Source organism: Streptomyces sp. NPDC020965, from assembly GCF_044333555.1.
Lineage (GTDB): Bacteria > Actinomycetota > Actinomycetes > Streptomycetales > Streptomycetaceae > Streptomyces.
The window spans coordinates 245,502-262,591 of sequence record NZ_JBIRRE010000009.1 but is presented as its reverse complement, the minus strand read 5'-3'; the positions used below and the strand labels follow the sequence as shown (position 1 = coordinate 262,591).

Annotated in this window: 15 protein-coding genes; 6 read left to right on the top strand and 9 right to left on the bottom strand. The window is 72.1% G+C overall.

The features are described from left to right. Positions 1–11: 11 nt before the first annotated feature. The 3 genes from ACH4S7_RS26385 to ACH4S7_RS26375 form a co-directional block, all read right to left on the bottom strand. Positions 12–1,382, bottom strand: a complete 1,371-nt coding sequence (locus tag ACH4S7_RS26385; RefSeq protein WP_398523770.1) for a cryptochrome/photolyase family protein — start codon at positions 1,380–1,382, stop codon at positions 12–14. 603 nt (positions 1,383–1,985) lie between these two features. Then, positions 1,986–2,480, bottom strand: a complete 495-nt coding sequence (locus ACH4S7_RS26380; RefSeq protein WP_398523769.1) for an ABA4-like family protein — start codon at positions 2,478–2,480, stop codon at positions 1,986–1,988. Next, entirely contained in the window at positions 2,477–3,406 is a 930-nt protein-coding gene (locus ACH4S7_RS26375) for a hypothetical protein (protein ID WP_398523926.1), read from the bottom strand. The genes ACH4S7_RS26380 and ACH4S7_RS26375 overlap by 4 nt, the downstream gene beginning before the upstream one ends. 148 nt (positions 3,407–3,554) lie before the next feature. Here ACH4S7_RS26375 and ACH4S7_RS26370 point away from each other — a divergent pair, with 148 nt between their 5' ends. Next, entirely contained in the window at positions 3,555–4,493 is a 939-nt protein-coding gene (locus ACH4S7_RS26370; protein WP_398523768.1) for a MerR family transcriptional regulator, read from the top strand. A gap of 119 nt (positions 4,494–4,612) precedes the next feature. On the opposite strand, the gene ACH4S7_RS26365 is transcribed toward ACH4S7_RS26370, so the two are convergent. Together ACH4S7_RS26365 and ACH4S7_RS26360 are read right to left on the bottom strand one after the other, a co-directional pair. Beyond that, the gene (locus ACH4S7_RS26365; protein WP_398523767.1) at positions 4,613–5,455 is read right to left on the bottom strand and encodes a siderophore-interacting protein; all 843 of its coding nucleotides are present in this window, start codon (positions 5,453–5,455) and stop codon (positions 4,613–4,615) included. Positions 5,456–5,691: 236 nt separating this feature from the next. Next, complete coding sequence (locus ACH4S7_RS26360) at positions 5,692–6,597, bottom strand: 5'-3' exonuclease H3TH domain-containing protein (RefSeq protein WP_398523925.1); 906 nt, start codon at positions 6,595–6,597, stop codon at positions 5,692–5,694. Positions 6,598–7,156: 559 nt separating this feature from the next. Between ACH4S7_RS26360 and ACH4S7_RS26355 the strand changes: the two genes are divergently transcribed. The 4 genes from ACH4S7_RS26355 (at position 7,157) to ACH4S7_RS26340 (ending at position 11,599) form a co-directional block, all read left to right on the top strand. Then, positions 7,157–8,314: a glycine betaine/L-proline ABC transporter ATP-binding protein gene (locus ACH4S7_RS26355; protein ID WP_398523766.1), complete on the top strand. Its 1,158-nt coding sequence runs from the start codon at positions 7,157–7,159 to the stop codon at positions 8,312–8,314. Continuing rightward, positions 8,307–10,100, top strand: a complete 1,794-nt coding sequence (locus ACH4S7_RS26350) for an ABC transporter permease/substrate binding protein (RefSeq protein ID WP_398523765.1) — start codon at positions 8,307–8,309, stop codon at positions 10,098–10,100. The genes ACH4S7_RS26355 and ACH4S7_RS26350 overlap by 8 nt, the downstream gene beginning before the upstream one ends. Positions 10,101–10,297: 197 nt before the next feature. After that, positions 10,298–10,870, top strand: a complete 573-nt coding sequence (locus ACH4S7_RS26345) for a helix-turn-helix domain-containing protein (RefSeq protein ID WP_398523764.1) — start codon at positions 10,298–10,300, stop codon at positions 10,868–10,870. Between the two features lie 15 nt (positions 10,871–10,885). Next, a complete protein-coding gene (locus ACH4S7_RS26340; protein WP_398523924.1) occupies positions 10,886–11,599 on the top strand; it encodes a helical backbone metal receptor in 714 nt (237 codons plus the stop codon). Here ACH4S7_RS26340 and ACH4S7_RS26335 read toward each other — a convergent pair. Then, a complete protein-coding gene (locus ACH4S7_RS26335) occupies positions 11,511–12,674 on the bottom strand; it encodes a TDT family transporter (protein ID WP_398523763.1) in 1,164 nt (387 codons plus the stop codon). The two genes, ACH4S7_RS26340 and ACH4S7_RS26335, sit on opposite strands and share 89 nt — an antisense overlap. Before the next feature lie 70 nt (positions 12,675–12,744). Here ACH4S7_RS26335 and ACH4S7_RS26330 point away from each other — a divergent pair, with 70 nt between their 5' ends. Then, positions 12,745–13,677 (top strand): LysR family transcriptional regulator, encoded by a 933-nt coding sequence (locus ACH4S7_RS26330; protein WP_398523762.1) that lies wholly within the window; start codon positions 12,745–12,747, stop codon positions 13,675–13,677. A 210-nt stretch (positions 13,678–13,887) separates the two neighbouring features. Here ACH4S7_RS26330 and ACH4S7_RS26325 read toward each other — a convergent pair whose 3' ends face one another. The 3 genes from ACH4S7_RS26325 to ACH4S7_RS26315 form a co-directional block, all read right to left on the bottom strand. Next, a complete protein-coding gene (locus tag ACH4S7_RS26325; protein ID WP_398523761.1) occupies positions 13,888–14,583 on the bottom strand; it encodes a gamma-glutamyl-gamma-aminobutyrate hydrolase family protein in 696 nt (231 codons plus the stop codon). A 59-nt stretch (positions 14,584–14,642) separates the two neighbouring features. Beyond that, positions 14,643–16,091, bottom strand: a complete 1,449-nt coding sequence (gene eat / locus ACH4S7_RS26320) for an ethanolamine permease (RefSeq protein WP_398523760.1) — start codon at positions 16,089–16,091, stop codon at positions 14,643–14,645. Positions 16,092–16,349: 258 nt separating this feature from the next. After that, positions 16,350–17,078 carry a FadR/GntR family transcriptional regulator gene (locus ACH4S7_RS26315; RefSeq protein ID WP_398523759.1) on the bottom strand — a complete coding sequence of 243 codons (729 nt, stop codon included), beginning with the start codon at positions 17,076–17,078 and terminating at the stop codon, positions 16,350–16,352. Positions 17,079–17,090 lie beyond the last annotated feature (12 nt).

Here is a 17,090-nt window from a genome sequence, read left to right as displayed (position 1 = left end):
GCCTGGGCGGCTCAGTCCAGGCCGCGCGCCCGCTGGAACCGGGCCCGGCCGTCGGCCGGGTCGATCAGGGGGTCCGGGTAGTCGAGCCGGGCGCGGGTCGGGCCGTCCAGGTCCTGCGGACGGTGGATGGACGCCCCCGCGAGCTCCGCCAGTTCGGGCACCCAGCGCCGCACATAGTCGCCCTGCGGGTCGAATCGCTTCGCCTGGGCGAGCGGGCTGAGGATCCGGTTGGGGCGGGTGTCCGTCCCGGTGCCCGCCGCCCACTGCCAGTTGAGCTGGTTGTTGGCGAGGTCGCCGTCGACCAGGAGGTCCAGGAAGTGCCGGGCGCCGACCCGCCAGTCCGTGTACAGCGTCTTGGTGAGATAGCTCGCCGTCAGCAGTCTGGCCCGGTTGTGCATCCAGCCCTCGTGCAGCAGTTGCCGCATACCCGCGTCCACGATCGGACAGCCGGTGCGGCCCTCCTTCCAGGCGGCGATCTCCTTCTCGTCGGAGCGCCAGTGGTCGCCGCGCGTCCGGTAGTCGGTGTGGGCCGCGTCTGGCCGGGCCGCGAGCACCTGGTGGTGGAAGTCCCGCCACGCCAACTGGCGGACGAACGCCTCCGCGCCGGGCCCGCCCCGCTTCCGCGCCCGCTGCACCAGTTCGGTCGCGGAGAGGGTGCCGAAGTGCAGATGCGGCGAGAGGCGTGAGGTGGTGTCGCCCGGCAGGTCGTCGTGGCGCTCCTCGTACGCGTCGGCACCGCCGCGCGGATGGGCGAGCCAGGCGCTCAGCCGGAGCCGTCCCTCACGTTCGCCGCCCCTGGCCACCCCGGGGGAGACGCCGGTGACCGCCGTGCGCCGGGGCAGGGGGTGTCCCGGCAGTTCGGGCACCCGCACCGCGCGCGGAGCGGCGAGCGCGGCCCGCGGCCCGGCCTCCTCCCAGCGGCGGAAGTACGGGGTGAAGACGGCGAAGTGATCGCGGTCGGCGGGGGTCACCTCCCCCGGGGGCAGTGCGGTGATCACTCCGTCATGGGCGTGCAGGGCGCAGCGGACCTCCTTCAGCGCCCCGCGCAGCCGGTCCTCCCGGCGTTTGGCGTAGCCGCTGACGCCGGCGGCGATGTGTACGGCGGCGGCGCCGGTCTCGGTGACGACCCGGCAGACCTGTTCGGTGACCTCGCCCGTACGGATCACCAGCCGGCCGCCGCGCTCGCGGAGCCCGGCGTCCAGCGAGGCCAGGCAGTCAGCGAGGAAGGCGCGCCGATTGGGGGTGTCGAAGCCCGCCCGGCGCACTCCCCGGTCGACCACGAACAGGGGTACCACCTCATCCGCCCCGCGCACGGCGGCGCGTAGCGCCGGCTGGTCGTGCACACGCAGATCGGAGGTGAAGAGCATGACGGAGACGGTCATTCGCCGTCCTTCCTCGGGCGGGGGAAGCACCTTGAGCGGGCTGGTTCGCGCGGCTTCCCCCGGAGTCCCCGGGCGGCGGCCGTCCCCGGCCGTGACCCACCAGGGGCGGGGCCGCGCGAGCGGAGGTTCGATCCTGGTCCGGAGATGGTCGCACGCGATGGGCACACTGGACGTCCAAGATCACTCGATGGAGTGACGGTGAGTGTTGCGGGAACCGCGGGGAACGCGGCGAACCGCCCTCACGAGCGGATACGAGGGGAGAGGCTCGCACGCCGTGGGGCGGTCCGGTGGCGCTCACGGGTCGCGGCCGGGTGGCCCGGGGGCCTTCGGTGAGGGCTCCCGTCGTCGCGGGGGGCCCGGCAGGATCCGGGGGAGAGGCCCGGGGGCCGGGTGACACTCCCTAGGTCGTGTCTGACAAATCTCGTCTGGCGCGCGACGCCCTGCACGCACACTCGCTGCGTTGTCGAGTCATCCAAGTACGTCCAGTACGAGGACGACCTCCCCCTGGCTTCGCCGGGGGGACCCCCACCGCCTTGCGATTGCACGCACCGGACGCCGCGCGCCCCACCCTTCGGGTGGACGACGCTATTTGTCAGACACTCCCTAGGCGTCCGCCGTCGGTCGGGGCTCCTGGAGGGGATCCGGGTGCCCCGCGGGGTCCCAGGCGTCCGCCGCCGCCGAGCGGCGGATCCGTGCCGCGCGCAGCGCCAGGAAGATCAACAGCCCGAACGGTGACAGCAGGATCGTCAGGAACAGCAGCGGGCTCATCACCCAGGGGGTGATCCTCAGCCGTCGCGCCTCCAGGAACATCCACTGCCCGATCAGCAGGTCCCAGGCGATGACCTGGGCCCAGATCGCCCCCGCGCCGTCCGCGACGGCCACCAGGTCCCGGAGTTTGTCCAGGTCGGGAGCGGTCACCAAGGTCCACAGCTCGGGGAACGCGGGCACGGCCAGGGCCGTGTAGACCAGCAGGATCGGCAGGACGGTCAGGGGTGAGGCGGCGATCCGGGCGGTGAGGGGCCGGGTCGGCGCCGCGATCAGCGCCAGCCAGATCGGGGCCGCCAGCCAGAAGGCGAGGGCGAAGAGGAAGTCGGTCATCGCACCAGTTCCCGTTCGGTATCGGTAGCGGTCTTGGTCTCGGTGTCAGGGGTGGTCTCGGGTGCTGAGCGGAGTGATGTGTACACACCCAGCGCGCCCGCCGCGAGAATGCCCGCCAGGGTGAGGAGGGTGGCGGCGTCCGGGTGGATCAGCGGCTGTCCGCGCAGGGCCTGCCAGGTGACGAGGGCGACCAGGGCCGCGTAGGTCGCCGCCGCGGTCACCACGAGCCGGAGCCGTACGCCCTCGTCCCGCAGCCGGGGGAGTCGCGCTCCGAGCACCAGCAGCGCGAGGACGAGCAGCGGCAGCAGTTGCAGGGCGTGCATCCCGACGAAGTGCGGGATGCGCAGATCCCCGCCGGTGGTGGACCAGCCGGTCAGCGGCATCGAGGGCCCGCCGTCCGGGACTCCGACCGCGTGGGCGCCCACGGTGTCCGTCGGCCCCTTCGCGGCGGCGGCCTGCTGCTCGCCCGTGGGCGTCGTCATCAGGAAGCCGAGCGCCGCGCCGATCATCGCGATCAGCGCGCCCAGCCGCAGGGCCCAGGCGGAGGCGCGGTCGGGGAGGTCGGAGCGGAACAGCAGGATCGCGATGAGGACCGAAGCGCCCCACAGGACGGCGACGGTGGTGCCCATGACGTCGTAGAGCGTGGTGTCCAGCTCGGTCTCCTGGTTGAAGTGGCTGCGCCGGCCGCGGGCCACTTGAACGATGACGATCACCATCTCGATCACGATGGTGGCCGCGACGACGGTCCCGGCCCACCAGCCCGTCCGGCGGGCGCGGGTGCTCAGCGAGAGCATCCAGGCCAGGGAGAGCCCGTAGAGGGTGAAGGAGGCCGAGAATTTGAGTGGTTTGGACCAGATCCGCGTGCCGACGATTATTCGGTCGTCGATGAACACGCCGACGGCGGAGCCCACCGTCAGAAGGATCATCAGGGCGGAGACGATCAGCAATGGTCGATGCCAAGAGCGCCAGGACGTCATGGAAGTACCCCCGCAATAATGGATAGTGGGACTACCCGCTATCCGTTAGCGCCACTATCTATGATGGGCTTGGCAGAGGCAAGTGCTGAAAGGTGAAATGGGCGTGCGCATAGGAGAGTTGAGCCGGAGGACAGGAGTCCCGGTGCCGACGATCAAGTACTACGTACGCGAAGGGCTGCTTCCGCCCGGCGAGTTGACCAGCCCGAATCAGGCGACCTACGGGGAGTCGCACGAGCACCGGCTGCGGTTGATCCGAGCGCTGCTCGATGTGGGCGGGCTCAAAGTGGCGGCCATCGCGGATGTCCTGGCGGCGGTGGACGACCCCGACAAGTCGGTGCACAAGGTGCTGGGCGTGGCCACGGATCTGCTCGTACCGCGCTACGCGGACAGCGCCGAGACCGACTGCGGGGTGGCGGCGGCCCGCGAGCAGGTGGACGAGTTGATCGAACGCCGGGGCTGGCGGGTGAATGACGACTGCCCGGCCCGGAACTCGCTCGCCACCGCGGTGGCCACGCTGGAGGGTGTCGGCCACGGCGGCTTCACCGAGGTGCTGGACACCTATGCCGATGCCGCGGAGCTGATGGCCAAGGCCGATCTCGCCTATGTCGCGGGCGCGACGGACCGCCACCGGGTGGTGGAACGGGCGATCGTCGGGACGGCGATGGGGGAGGCGCTGGTCGCCTCACTGCGCCACCTCGCGCATGTGGACCGGTCCGCGTGGCTGTACGAGAACAGCAAGCACGGGTCCGAGGGGGCCGCGGGTGGGGAGGTCGATGACCGGGAGTCCGGGCACGGGGAACCCGAGGGCCGGGAAGTCGCGGACGACGGAGCGGGCGCGGGTGCGGTGGTCCCGCCCGGCGAGTCCGGGCGTGAGGTGGGTGAGCGGTCGGAGTCCCCGGGCGACGGGGTGACGGCGACGGGCGGGTTCGGAGCCCCGGGTGACGGGGGCGACCGCCGGGATTCCGGGGGTGGCGGCACGGGGGAGCCCCCTGCGATCAACGGTCAGGTCTCCCGGGGCGAGGCCGCCGAGGGCTGATCGTCACCCGCGGCACGATGAACCCCACCTGACGGACCCCCGGCCGATCGCGACAGGTCCGTCAGATGGGGTTCATCGGGTCGGGTTCATCGGGTGGGAAGAGCCCTGCGGGGAAGGGGTCAGGCCGCCCGCTCCTGCTCGCGCTCCACCTGCTCGTTCCACTCGCGCTTCACTTCGCGCCACGCCTCGTCGGTCTTGCCGAGCCGCCAGTAGCCCGAGATGGACAACTGCTCGCGCGGCACCTGGCGTTCCAGCCGCAGGTGGCGCCGCAGCTCCTTCACGAAGGCCGCCTCCCCGTGCACGAAGGCGCACACCGCGCCCGACGGGAACTCCAGCTCCGTCACCGCCGTCACCAGCGCCTCGCCGACCGGGCGGCCGGCCCGGTGCAGCCACTGGACCTCGACGCCGTCCGGGGTGACGATCTTCTGCTCCTCGTCGGCGCTCTCGACCTCGATGAAGGCGTGGACGACCGCGCCGGCCGGCATCCGCTCAAGCGAGGCGGCGATGGCGGGCAGCGCACTCTCGTCGCCCACCAGCAGGTGCCAGTCGGCGGCCGGGTCGGGCGCGTAGCCGCCGCCGGGGCCGAGGATGTGGATCAGATCGCCGGCCCTGGCGCCCGCCGCCCACGGTCCGGCGAGGCCCTCGTCACCGTGGACCACGAAGTCGATCGTCATCTCCAGGAGGGTGGGGTTCCAGCTCCGAACCGTGTAGGTGCGGTTGGCGGGCCACTGCTCGCGCGGGAACTCCTCGCGGATCCGGTCCATGTCGAACGGCTCGGGATAGCTCACACCCTCCGGGGCGAAGAGCAGCTTCACGTAATGGTCGGTGTACCCGTCCGTGGCGAACCCGGTCAGCCCTTCGCCGCCGAGGACGACCCGGGTCATGTGCGGGGTGATCCGCTCGGTATGCACCACCTTGGCCTCGTACGCCGTCGGTGATGTACGAGCCGGTCGTTCTGCCACGGCTGTCTCCCTGGAATCGCGCGCTACTTAGGCTTGCCTAAGTTAACACGCCGACCGGAAAAGCTCAGTCCGGGAAATCCCGTCGGTGGAATCCTCACCCCTGGAGGTCCGGTGACCCGGTAGCCCACGCGGTCGGAGCGTCGGAGCGTCGGAGGGTCAGCGGAGTCGGGGGCCGGGGAATGGGAAACCGGGCCGGAGGTCAGTAGGTCAGTCGGAAGTCCGCGCCGCGCGGGCCGTCACCTCTGCAGTGTGGTCAGCAGCCGCTGGAGCGCGCCGCCCAGACCCCAGCGCGCCGACAACTCCTCCAGCGTCGCCGGATCGAGCGGCTCGTCGGGCAGTGCCGGGTCGAAGTCGGGCAGCGGTACGTCAGGCGCCACCCGCACGACCTTCGGCGCCACCGCCACATACGCCCTGGCCTCGTCCAACCGCTTGCGCTGGGAGGGGGTCAGCTTCGCGGCCGGATCGTCGACCGCGGCCATGATGCCCGCCAGATCGCCGAACGTGGCCAGCAGCTTGGCCGCGGTCTTCTCGCCGATGCCCGGCACGCCAGGCAGTCCGTCGCTCGGGTCGCCGCGCAGCAGCGCCAGATCGACATAGCCCGGCCCGTCCACCCCGTACCTCTCGCGCAGCCATGCCTCGTCCGTCGTCTGGAGCGTCCCGACGCCCTTCAGCGGATAGAGGACGCGTCGTCCGCGGGCGTCGTCCACCAACTGGAAGAGGTCGCGGTCGCCGGTGACGATGTCCACCGGGCCGGTGGCGCGCGCGGTGAGGGTGCCGATCACGTCGTCCGCCTCGTACCCGTCGGCGCCGACGCGGGCGATGCCGAGCGCGTCCAGCACCGCGGCGATCACCGGCACCTGTGGCGCCAGCGTGTCCGGGGTCTCCTCCTCGTCCGGGCCCAGCTCGGTCTCCTCGGCGACGCGGTGCGCCTTGTACGACGGGATCAGTTCGACTCTCCAGTGGGGGCGCCAGTCATTGTCCCAGCAGGCCACGAGGTCGTCCGGGTGGTGGTCCTGGACCAGCCGGGTGATGAAGTCCAGCAGTCCGCGCACGGCGTTGACCGGGGTGCCGTCGGGCGCGCGGACCGAATCGGGGACTCCGAAGTAGGCACGGAAATACAGGGAGGCGGTGTCGAGGAGCATCAGGCGTCGCGTCACACCCCGATCATGCCGCACCCCACTGACAGGCACCCGGAAGTCCCGGGTGCGCGCGAATCGCGGCGGCGGGACGCCCTGGGTCCGGTGCGCCCGACGGTCGCGCGCCTGCCACCCGCGGCTCGCGGCTCGCGGCCCTCGGCTCCCGCCACACGCGGTTCATGGCTCCTGCCACACGCGGCTCACGGTTCACGGTCACGGCACGATGTGCAGCTCGCAGCTCGCAGCTCGCAGCTCGCAGCTCGCAGCTCGCGGTCACGGTCACGGTCATGGCTCACGATGCGCGGTTTGCGAAGGTGCCCATCCATCGTCGCCCCTGTGCCCGTCCGTCCCGGTCCCTTCGGCATCCACCCGGAACACCCCATCTCGCGTGTGATGTGGATCACTGTTGAGTTTGCCCCGAGAAGTCCCGGGCAGGGGCGCGTCGGAGCGGGCCCCGTTTCAGTTTCAACGACTATCCGGGGTGGGCGGGCGGAACCCGCGGTGCTCCACGGTCCCGCCGCACGGGGGTGGCGGGACCGTTCTCGGTTCAACGCGTGAGGTGTATGTGTCCAGGCTCCAGGCCGAAAACTTGTACAAGGTCTTCGGCAGACGACCCGACGTCGCGGTAGGCCGACTCGAAGGTGGTGCGGACCGTGAGGAGCTGCGCGCCGACGGCACGACCGCCGCCGTGATCGACGCGTCATTCACCGTCGAACCAGGTCAGACGTTTGTCGTCATGGGGCTCTCCGGGTCCGGCAAGTCCACCCTGCTCCGCATGTTGAACGGACTGCTCGACCCCACTGCCGGTCGCGTCCTCTTCGACGGCCAGGACCTCACCGCCCTGAGCCCGCGCGAACTGCGCACCGTCCGCTCCCGGAAGATCAGCATGGTCTTCCAGCACTTCGCGCTCTTCCCGCACCGCAGCGTGCTGGAGAACGCCGCCTACGGTCTCGCCGTGCAGGGCGTCCCGCGCGCCGAGCGCGACCGCCGCGCCGCCGAGGCGCTCGCCCTGGTCGGCCTCGCCGGCTGGGAGGAGTCCTGGCCGGACGAGCTGTCCGGAGGGATGCAGCAGCGCGTCGGCCTCGCCCGCGCGCTCGCCACCGACGCCGATCTGCTGCTGATGGACGAGTCCTTCAGCGCGCTCGACCCGCTGATCCGCCGCGATATGCAGGACCAGCTCATCCAGCTCCAGAAGACCCTGAAGAAGACCATCGTCTTCATCACCCACGACCTCAACGAGGCCATGCGCCTCGGCGACCGGATCGCCGTGATGCGGGACGGCCGGATCGTCCAGCTCGGTACCGCCGAGGACATCCTGGTCACCCCCGCCAACGACTACGTCGCCTCCTTCACCCAGGACGTCGACCGCTCCCGCGTCCTCACCGCCGGCGCGATCATGGCCGACCCGGAGACCGCCTACGGCACCGGAGCGGGCGCACCGGACTGCCCGGCCGACGTGCTGGCCGCCGCGCCCGCCGCCGTCCGTCCGGACGCCCCGATCATCGAGCTCTTCACCCCCTGCTCCACCAGTGAAGCGCCCGTCGCCGTCACCGACGAGGCGGGCACCCTCGTCGGCGTCGTACCGCGCTCCCGGCTGCTCGCCGTCCTCGGGGAGCCGATGACGCCCGCCACGGACTCGAACCCCGCCCCGGCCCCCGCCCCGGCCCCGACCTCCGCCGTGACCCCGGCGCAGGCCACCACCAAGGCGGTGGCCCGTGCCTAGACTCCCCCTCGGCGGCTGGGTCGACAGCGGTGTCGACTGGCTCCAGTCCCATCTCAGCTGGCTCTTCGACGCCATAAGCTCCGTCGTCACCGGCATGTACGACGGCATCGACGCGGCCCTCTCCGCGCCCGAGCCGCTGCTCCTCGCCGGTGTGCTCGCCGTCGTCGCCTGGTGGCTGCGCGGACTCCTCGCCGGTGTGCTCGCCTTCGCGGGCTTCGCCCTCATCGACTCCATCGAGCTCTGGGACGACGCCATGTCGACCCTCTCGCTGGTGCTCGTCGCCACCGTCGTCACCCTGTTGATCGCCGTACCGCTCGGCATCTGGGCCTCGCGCTCCAAGACCGTCAGCGCGATCACCCGCCCGGTGCTCGACTTCATGCAGACCATGCCGGCCATGGTCTATCTGATCCCCGGCATCATCTTCTTCGGCGTCGGCGTGGTCCCGGGCATCATCGCCACCATCGTCTTCGCGCTGCCCCCGGGCGTGCGCATGACCGAGCTGGGCATCCGTCAGGTCGACAAAGAACTGGTCGAGGCCGCCGAGGCGTTCGGCACCACGCCGCGCGACACCCTGCTGCGCGTTCAGTTCCCGCTTGCCCTGCCCACGATCATGGCCGGTGTCAATCAGGTCATCATGCTGGGCCTGTCCATGGTCGTCATCGCCGGCATGGTCGGCGGCGGTGGCCTCGGCGGCGCCGTCTACCGGGCCATCGGCAATGTCGATATCGGTCTCGGCTTCGAGGCCGGTGTCTCCATCGTCGTCCTCGCGATGTACCTGGACCGGATGACCGGTGAACTGGGCCGTCAGGTCTCGCCGCTGGGCCGCCGCGCCATCGCGAAGGCCAAGGCGCTCGCCGGCGCCCCCAAGCTCTGGGACCACCGCCCCCAGCCCGTCGTGGCGCTCGTCGGCGTCGTCGTCCTCGCGCTCGTCGCGGGCGGCATGGGCATCTTCGGCGGCGCCCCGTCCGCCACCGCCAACGCCTCCGGTGTCGGCAAGGGCAAGAAGGTCACCATCGGCTACATCCCCTGGGACGAGGGCATCGCCTCCACCTTCCTCTGGAAGGAGGTGCTGGAGCGGCGCGGCTTCACCGTCGAGACCCAGCAGTTGGAGGCCGGCGCGCTCTATACCGGGCTGGCCGGAGGCCAGATCGACTTCCAGACGGACGCCTGGCTGCCCGTCACCCACGCCACGTACTGGAAGAAGTACGGCAACAAGCTGGAGGACCTGGGATCCTGGTTCGGCCCCACCTCGCTGGAGCTGTCGGTCCCCTCGTATGTGAACGGCATCGACTCCCTGGACGACCTCAAGGGACAGTCGGGGAAGTTCAAGGGCCGGATCATCGGCATCGAACCGAGCGCCGGCATGATGGGCCTCCTCAAGGACAAGGTGCTCAAGGAGTACGGCCTGGCGGGCGAGTACGAGGTCGTGGACGGCTCCACGCCCGGGATGCTCGCCGAGCTGAAGCGCGCCTACGCCAAGAAGGAACCCATCGTCACCACCCTCTGGTCGCCGCACTGGGCGTACAGCACGTACGACCTGAAGAAGCTCGCCGACCCGAAGGGTTCCTGGGGCGCGGGCGACGGCGTCCACACCGTCGCGCGCAAGGGTTTCTCCAGTGATCACCCGGAGATCGGGAAATGGCTCAAGGGCTTCAAGATGACCGAGAAGCAGCTCACCGGTCTCGAAGCGCAGATCCAGCAGACCGGCAAGGGCAAGGAGCAGGAGGCCGTGCGGACCTGGCTGGAGGACAATCCGGGGGTCGCCGACCGGATGGCTCCGCAGTAGCCTCGGCTCCCCACGTCGCCGTCACCCAGCGAAACGGGGCGGCTCCCGCCAGTGGCGGGGGCCGCCCCGTCCGCTTTACGCTTCCCGCGGCCGTCCCGCGCTCCACCGCCCGGTCTCCCGGTGGTGTGGGCCGAGCGGGCGAAGCCGAGCCGGAAGCTGCGTATGGTGAGACAGGACCAGGAAGGGGAGCCGGGCGGATGGACGCGAAGGACGGCAAGGACCCGAAGGAGACCGAACGTCTTCGGGTGGGCGCTGCCGTGCGCAGACGACGCCGGGCACTCGATCTCACGCTCGCCGCGGTGGCGGAGCGCAGTGGGCTCTCGGTGCCCTTCCTCAGCCAGGTCGAGAACGAACGGGCCCGCCCCAGCCAGCGCTCCCTCCAGCGGGTCGCCGACGCCCTGGGGACCACCGCGGACCGGCTGATCGCCGCCTCCGACGCGGCGCGGACCGTCGCCGTCGTCCGCGCCCGGGACGACGAGCCGGCAGCAGGGGGGCGTGCCCGGCGCCTCATCACGGGACGCCATCAGCTGGAGGCCGTGGAATTCACCGGCGGGTACGACACCGAGGGCGAGTTCCAGCACCGCAACGACGAGGTGATGTACGTCGCCGACGGCGCGGTGGAGGTCGAGGCGGACGGCCGGGCCCACCGGTTGGGGCGCGGTGACACCCTGTTCCTCTCCGGTGGCGTACCGCACCGCTGGCGGGCCACCGTGCCGGAGACCCGGATCGTCGTCGTCAGCGTCGCCGACCATGTCTCGTCGGAGCACTGAGGACCCCGGGTGACCCTGCGAATCGTCTCGCTCGTCCCGTCACTGACCGAGGCCGTCGCCGTCGGCGCGCCGGGCCTCCTGGTCGGTGCGACCGACTGGTGCGTCCACCCGGCCGGTCTCGACGTCGCACGGATCGGCGGCACCAAGAACCCCGATGTGGCGGCCGTGATCCGGCTCCGCCCCGATCTGGTGATCGCCAACGAGGAGGAGAACCGGGAGCCCGATCTCGCCGCCCTGCGCGCCGCCGGTGTCGAGGTGCTGGTGACCGAGGTGCGCGGTCTGGAACAGGCGTTCCAAGAGCTGGCGCGGGTGCTCGTGGACGGCTGCGGGGTGCCGCGCCCCCGCTGGCTGGACGAGGCGGCCGAGGCGTGGGAGCGGGTGGTGCCGCTGGCGGCGCCGCCCGCCGTCGTACCGATCTGGCGGCGGCCCTGGATGGTCCTCGGCCGGGACACCTTCGCTGGTGACCTGCTTGCCCGGCTCGGTGTCCCGCAGCTGTACGCGGACCACGCCGAGCGCTATCCGCGGGTGCCCCTGGACGAACTGCGCGGCGCAGCCGGGATGGTCGTCCTTCCCGACGAGCCGTACCGCTTCACCGCCGACGACGGTCCTGAGGCGTTTCCCGGGCTGCCCGCGGCGCTCGTCAGCGGTCGCCATCTGACCTGGTACGGTCCGTCGCTGGTCGAGGCGCCGGCGGTGCTGGGCGCGGCGCTGCGAGCAGCGCTCCGCTGAACAGACCGCGCAGGGTCCGGAGTCCGGTCACCGCCCACGCGGCCACCAGCAGCGCGTAGAGGCCGGTCGCCAGCCAGCCGAAGGCCCCGAGGTCCGTGCGGTGCGCGAGTCCCGCAGCCCCCGTCACACAGGTGCCGACCGGGAAGGTGAAGGCCCACCACCCCATCGTGAACGGCATCCCCAGCCGCGCGGCCCGCACCACCATCGCCCCCGCCAGCGCCAGCCACAGCAGGGCGAAGCCCAGCGCCGGCACCCCGTACAGCACCGCGAGGGTCCGGAAGTCCTCGGTGTACGGGGACGGGAGCGCGGCCATGTTGGTGACGGCGGTCGTCGACTGGCCGAGCGGTCCCAGGACCAGGAAGAGCGACGGGGTCAGCGCCAGCGGCAGCGGCCCGTGGTGGACCAGCCGCGCGAAGACCAGCGGCAGGATGACGAGGGTGGCCAGCAGGCTGACGCCGAACATCCCGGCGCTCGCCAGCAGCAGGGTCTCCCGCCAGCCACCGGAGGGCAGCCGCGCCGCGAGGAGCGGGCCGAAGGAGGCCGAGACCATCGGGCCCACCACCGGCAGCAGCCATACCGGCGAAGCGGTGCCGGGTGCCGGGCGGTGGTGTGTGATCAGGAGGTACGGGACGACCACGGCGGCGGCGAGGCCGACGGCCGTACCGATGGCGAAGAGGACGGCCGCCACCGATACCGCGGCCGTCGTGCCGATCACGTCCGCTCCGACGGTCAGGGTGCCGATGCCGACCGCCAGCGGCGCCATCGACGCGCATCCGTAGAAGGGCGCGACGGCCGGTGCGATCTCCGGGTCGAGCAGATGCGCCCGGGCCCGGTCGCGGTGGCGCAGCCAGTGCCCGGCCCGGGCGGCGCCGACCAGGGCCAGCAGGACGGCCGACAGGGCCCAGACCAGGACGAGGACCGGACGCGGTACGGGCACGGGGAGCACGGCGCCGGCGTTGGCGACGATCGCCGTGCCCATGACGGTCGCGTACCAGTTGGGGGTGAAGTCCCGGAGGGCGGGGAGCCGCGGCACGGGGGTGTACGGCGCGGTTCGTACGGGGACGGCGGTGGCCATGACCTCACTGTCCGCCCGGTGGACCGCCCTGACCAGGGGCCTCCCGGCTATGAGGGCATAACCTGGGCTGATGAGCACAGGGGACGAGCGGGCGCCGCTCGCGCACCGGGTGCCCGATCTGGGCGCGCTGGAGCTGCTGATCGCCGTCGCCCGGCACGGCAGTCTCGGGCGCGCGGCCCGTGACCTGGGCATCAGCCAGCCCGCCGCGAGCGGCCGGATCAGCTCGATGGAGCGGCGGCTCGGGCTGGCCCTGGTGGACCGGTCACCGCGCGGGTCACGACTCACCGAGGCCGGGGTGCTCGTCACCGACTGGGCGCGGCGGGTGGTGGAGGCGGCGGAGGCGTTCGACGTGGGCACCCAGGCGCTGCGCGGGCGACGGGAGACACGGCTGCGGGTCGCCGCGTCGATGACGATCGCGGAGTATCTGCTGCCGGGGTGGCTGATCGCGCTCCGTACGCGCTGGCCCGATACGGCGGTCTCGCTGCTGGCCGGGAACTCGGCGGTGGTGGCCGAACGACTGCTGGCGGGGGAGGCCGACCTCGGGTTCGTGGAGGGGCTCTCGGTGCCGGAGGGGCTGGACGGGGCGGTGATCGGCCATGACCGGCTGGTGGTGGTCGTGGGCCCGGGACACCCGTGGTCGCGCCGCCGCACCCCGCTGACGGCGCGGGAACTGGCGGCCACACCGCTGATCCTGCGGGAGCGCGGGTCGGGGACCCGGCAGGTGCTCGACTCGGCGCTGGCCTCGGCGCTCCCGGAGTACGCCGGACTGGCGGAACCGCTGCTGGAGCTGGCGTCGACCACGGCGGTGAAGGCGGCGGCGATCAGTGGGGCGGGGCCGGCGGTGCTGAGTGAGCTGGCGGTGACGGAGGAGTTGGCGGCGCGACGCCTGCGGGAGGTGCGGGCGGACGGGGTGAGTCTGCGCCGGGATCTGCGGGCGGTCTGGTGCCGTTCGCACCGTCCGACGGGCCCGGCGCGGGAGTTGTTGGGTCTGACCAGGGGGTGAGTCAGGCGCGGGAGCTGCGGGCGGTGCGGATACCGCTCGTACCGTCAGACGAGACCGTACGAGACCGGGCGGGTCAGACGGACCGTACGAGACCGTACGAGACCGGGCGGGTCAGGCGGGCCGGACGAGTCAGACGAGCCGGATGGGTCCGACCGGACCGGTCGGACCGGTCGGACCGGCGCGGGAGCGCGGCGGCTCCCGGGGCGGGGGTCAGACGGCCGCCCGTACCCCCGCCGCTTCGACGAGTGCCCGGGTCACCCGGAGGTCGTCCCCCATCTCCGGATGCCACTGCACCCCCACCGCCCAGCCGCCGTCCGTGAGTTCCACCGCCTCCACCGTCCCGTCCTCCGCGTACGCGCTCGCCGTCAGTGGCGCCGCGAGCCGGTCCACCGACTGATGGTGGTAGGCCGGCACCCGCACCGCCTCCGGGGCGATCGAGGCGTACCGCGTGCCGGGGACCGGCTTCACCGTGTGGCTGGTGAACACCCCCTCGCCCCCGGTGTGGCCGTCCAGATGCTGGAGCAGAGTGCCGCCGAGCGCCACGTTGAGGAGCTGCATACCCCGGCAGATCCCCAGCAGCGGGGTGCCGCTCGCCAGGGCGGCGTCGATCAGCGCCAGTTCCCAGTCGTCCCGTTCGCGGGCGGGCGGCCCCGTGCGGGGGTCGGGCGCGGCCCCGTACCGTACGGGGTCGACGTCCGCGCCGCCCGCGAGGATCACCGCGTCCAGCCGGGCCACGACCGCCGTCGCCGATGCGGGGTCCTCGTCGGGCGGGAGCAGGGCCGCGATCCCGCCGGCCCGCTGTACGAGGCCGGGGTAGGCCGCGGGCAGCAGCGCGGCGGGCAGTTGCCACACCCCCCAGGCGGCCGGGGTGAGATAGGTCGTCACACCGATGAGCGGCTTGGGCACAGGGGTTCCGTTCCGTGATTCCGTGATTCCGTGGGTCCGTTTGTGGGTCCGTGGTTCGTTCAGTTCCGCTTCAGCTCCGCCTCGGCGGCGGCCAGCGCGGCGAACTCCTCCTCCGGCGCCGTGGCCACCAGCCGGTGGCGACTGTAGTGCGCGAAGTGGGCGAGGGCGGCGGCGTAGACACCGAGCGCGATGAGCGCCGCCACCTTGTCCACCAGGAAGGTCGCCACCAGGGCCGAGAGCGCCAGCACGAGGGCGACGGACGAGGTGAGGCTCCCGCCGGGGGTGCGGTACGGGCGGGGGAGCGCCGGTTCGCGGCGCCGCAGCACGATGTGGGAGAGCGCCATCAGCGCGTAACTGATCGTCGCGCCGAAGACGGCGATGTTGAGCATCCGCGCGCCGTCGCCGGTCGAGGCCGCCAGGGCGAAACCGATCGCACCGGGGACCAGCAGGGCGAGGTAGGGCGACCTGCGGCGGCTGGTGAGGGAGAGGAAGCGGGGGAAGTAGCCCGCGCGGGAGAGTGCGAAGAGCTGGCGGGAGCCCGCGTAGATGAGGGAGAAGAAGGAGGCGACCAGTCCGGCCAGTCCCGCGTAGTTGACGAACCGGCTCAGCGCGGTCGGGTCGCCCTCCCCCTGGAGGGCCACCACCAGGGGGTTCCCGGCCTCCTGGATGGCGGCCGAGCCGCGTGCGCCGGTGGCGGCGAGGAAGGTGAGGACGGCGAGCAGGACGAGGACGGCCAGGGAGACGGCGAGGGCCCTCGGCATGGAGCGCACCGGGTCCTTCGCCTCCTCGGCGGCGAGCGGCACGCCTTCGACCCCGAGGAAGAACCACATGCCGAAGGGGAACGCCGCCCAGATGCCGAGCACGCCGAACGGCAACCAGGAGTTGGCGCCGAACGCGTCCGGATCGACGGGGATGTCGTTCAGCCGGTCCGCGCTGAAGTCGGTGAACGCGCCGACCGCGAAGATCAGCAGCGCGGCGACGGCGATGGCGGTCACGATCAGGCTGAAGCGCAGCGCCTCCCCGACGCCCCAGAGGTGGATGCCGATGAACACCACGAAGCAGGCGAGTTGGATCGGCCAGCCGGACTCCAGACCGAAGAGGCCGAGCGATTCCACGTAGTCGCCGATGAAGATCGAGATTGCGGCGGGGGCGAGGATGTACTCGATCAGGATCGCCGTACCGGTCAGGAATCCGCCCCAGGGGCCGAGCGCGCGGCGGGCGAATCCATAACCGCCGCCCGCCGTGGGCAGGATCGCCGACAGTTCGGCGAGGGCGAAGACGAGACAGGCGTACATCACGCCCATCACCACCATGGCGACGGCGAGTCCGCCGAAGCCGCCCTTGGACAGGCCGATGTTCCAGCCGGAGAAGTCGCCGGAGACGACATAGGCGACGCCGAGTCCGGTGAGCAGCAGCCAGCCGGCGCTGCCCGCGCGCAGCATGCGGCGGCGCAGATAGGTGTCGTCGGCGGTGGTGTCCGGCGGGGGTGGGATGGTGCCTTCGGCCATGGTCACTCCTGGCGTTCAAAGGTTTGTACGAACACCTTTGCGGTAGCGGTCGGGCCTGCGCAAGACCCGCGTACGCCCCGCGTACGACCCGCGCGAGACGGTGTACGACCCACCCGGGGCCTGTGCACGTCGCCTCCCCGCGAGCTTTCCCGCACGGTTCCGGGATTCCGGGGGGCTCGGGCGGCTCCGGCTCTCCGGTCGCGGCGGGCTCAGGGTCCCAGGGTCCCAGGGTCCCAGGCGGTGGATGTCCAGCGGCTCTCAGGAGAGGAAGCCGCGCAGCAGCGCCGCCGTGCCGTCACAGTGCTCCCGCGCCACCTCGCGCGCGCCGTCCGCGTCCCCGTCCAGCACCGCATCCACCAGCGCCGCGTGCTGCCGCTGCGAGTGCTCCAGGTTCCGTACGAGCAGGGGGATGCAGTCCAGCAGGTCGTTGAGGGTCGCGCGGACCGCGGCGTACCGCGCGGCCACCGAGGGCGAGCCGGAGAGCTCGGCGAGCGTGAGATGGAACAGCGTGTCCCGGCGCCGGTACTCCGCGAGCGGGGCGTCGTGCGTAGCGGCCAGCGCCGTCCGCAGCCGCCGCGCCTCCGGCCCGTCGAGACCGTGCGCGGCGCAGAGCCCGGCCGCCCCCACCTCCAGCACCTCCCGGAAGCGCAGCGTGTCCTCGACGTCCACCCCCGCGACCCGCCGGCGCAGCTCGTCCTCGCCTGGACTGCCCCCCCGCTCCAGCACGAACGTCCCGCCGTACCGCCCGCGCCGGCTCTCCACCAACCCCTGATCGGCCAGGACCTTCAGCGCCTCGCGCAGGGTGACCCGGCTGATCCCCAACCGCTCCGCCAGCTCCCGTTCGGCGGGCAGCCGCCCGCCGCCGGGCACCAGGCCGAGGCGCAGCAGTTGGAGGATCTGCTCCAACGCCTCCTCGAAGCCGTTGCCCGCGCGCACCGGCCGCAAGACAGGGGTCAGCCGATCGGCCGGGTCGTTCGTCTTCGCCACGTCGCCGTTTCC

What these genes read in the sequence shown, in the direction of transcription:
- ACH4S7_RS26330 (WP_398523762.1), top strand. Translation starts at nt 12,745, where the DNA reads ATGAGCACAGGGGACGAGCGGGCGCCGCTCGCGCACCGGGTGCCCGAT.
- ACH4S7_RS26370 (WP_398523768.1), top strand. Translation starts at nt 3,555, where the DNA reads ATGGGCGTGCGCATAGGAGAGTTGAGCCGGAGGACAGGAGTCCCGGTG.
- ACH4S7_RS26385 (WP_398523770.1), bottom strand. Translation starts at nt 1,382, where the DNA reads ATGACCGTCTCCGTCATGCTCTTCACCTCCGATCTGCGTGTGCACGAC.
- ACH4S7_RS26335 (WP_398523763.1), bottom strand. Translation starts at nt 12,674, where the DNA reads ATGGCCACCGCCGTCCCCGTACGAACCGCGCCGTACACCCCCGTGCCG.
- ACH4S7_RS26345 (WP_398523764.1), top strand. Translation starts at nt 10,298, where the DNA reads ATGGACGCGAAGGACGGCAAGGACCCGAAGGAGACCGAACGTCTTCGG.
- eat (WP_398523760.1), bottom strand. Translation starts at nt 16,091, where the DNA reads ATGGCCGAAGGCACCATCCCACCCCCGCCGGACACCACCGCCGACGAC.
- ACH4S7_RS26360 (WP_398523925.1), bottom strand. Translation starts at nt 6,597, where the DNA reads ATGCTCCTCGACACCGCCTCCCTGTATTTCCGTGCCTACTTCGGAGTC.
- ACH4S7_RS26380 (WP_398523769.1), bottom strand. Translation starts at nt 2,480, where the DNA reads ATGACCGACTTCCTCTTCGCCCTCGCCTTCTGGCTGGCGGCCCCGATC.
- ACH4S7_RS26375 (WP_398523926.1), bottom strand. Translation starts at nt 3,406, where the DNA reads ATGATCCTTCTGACGGTGGGCTCCGCCGTCGGCGTGTTCATCGACGAC.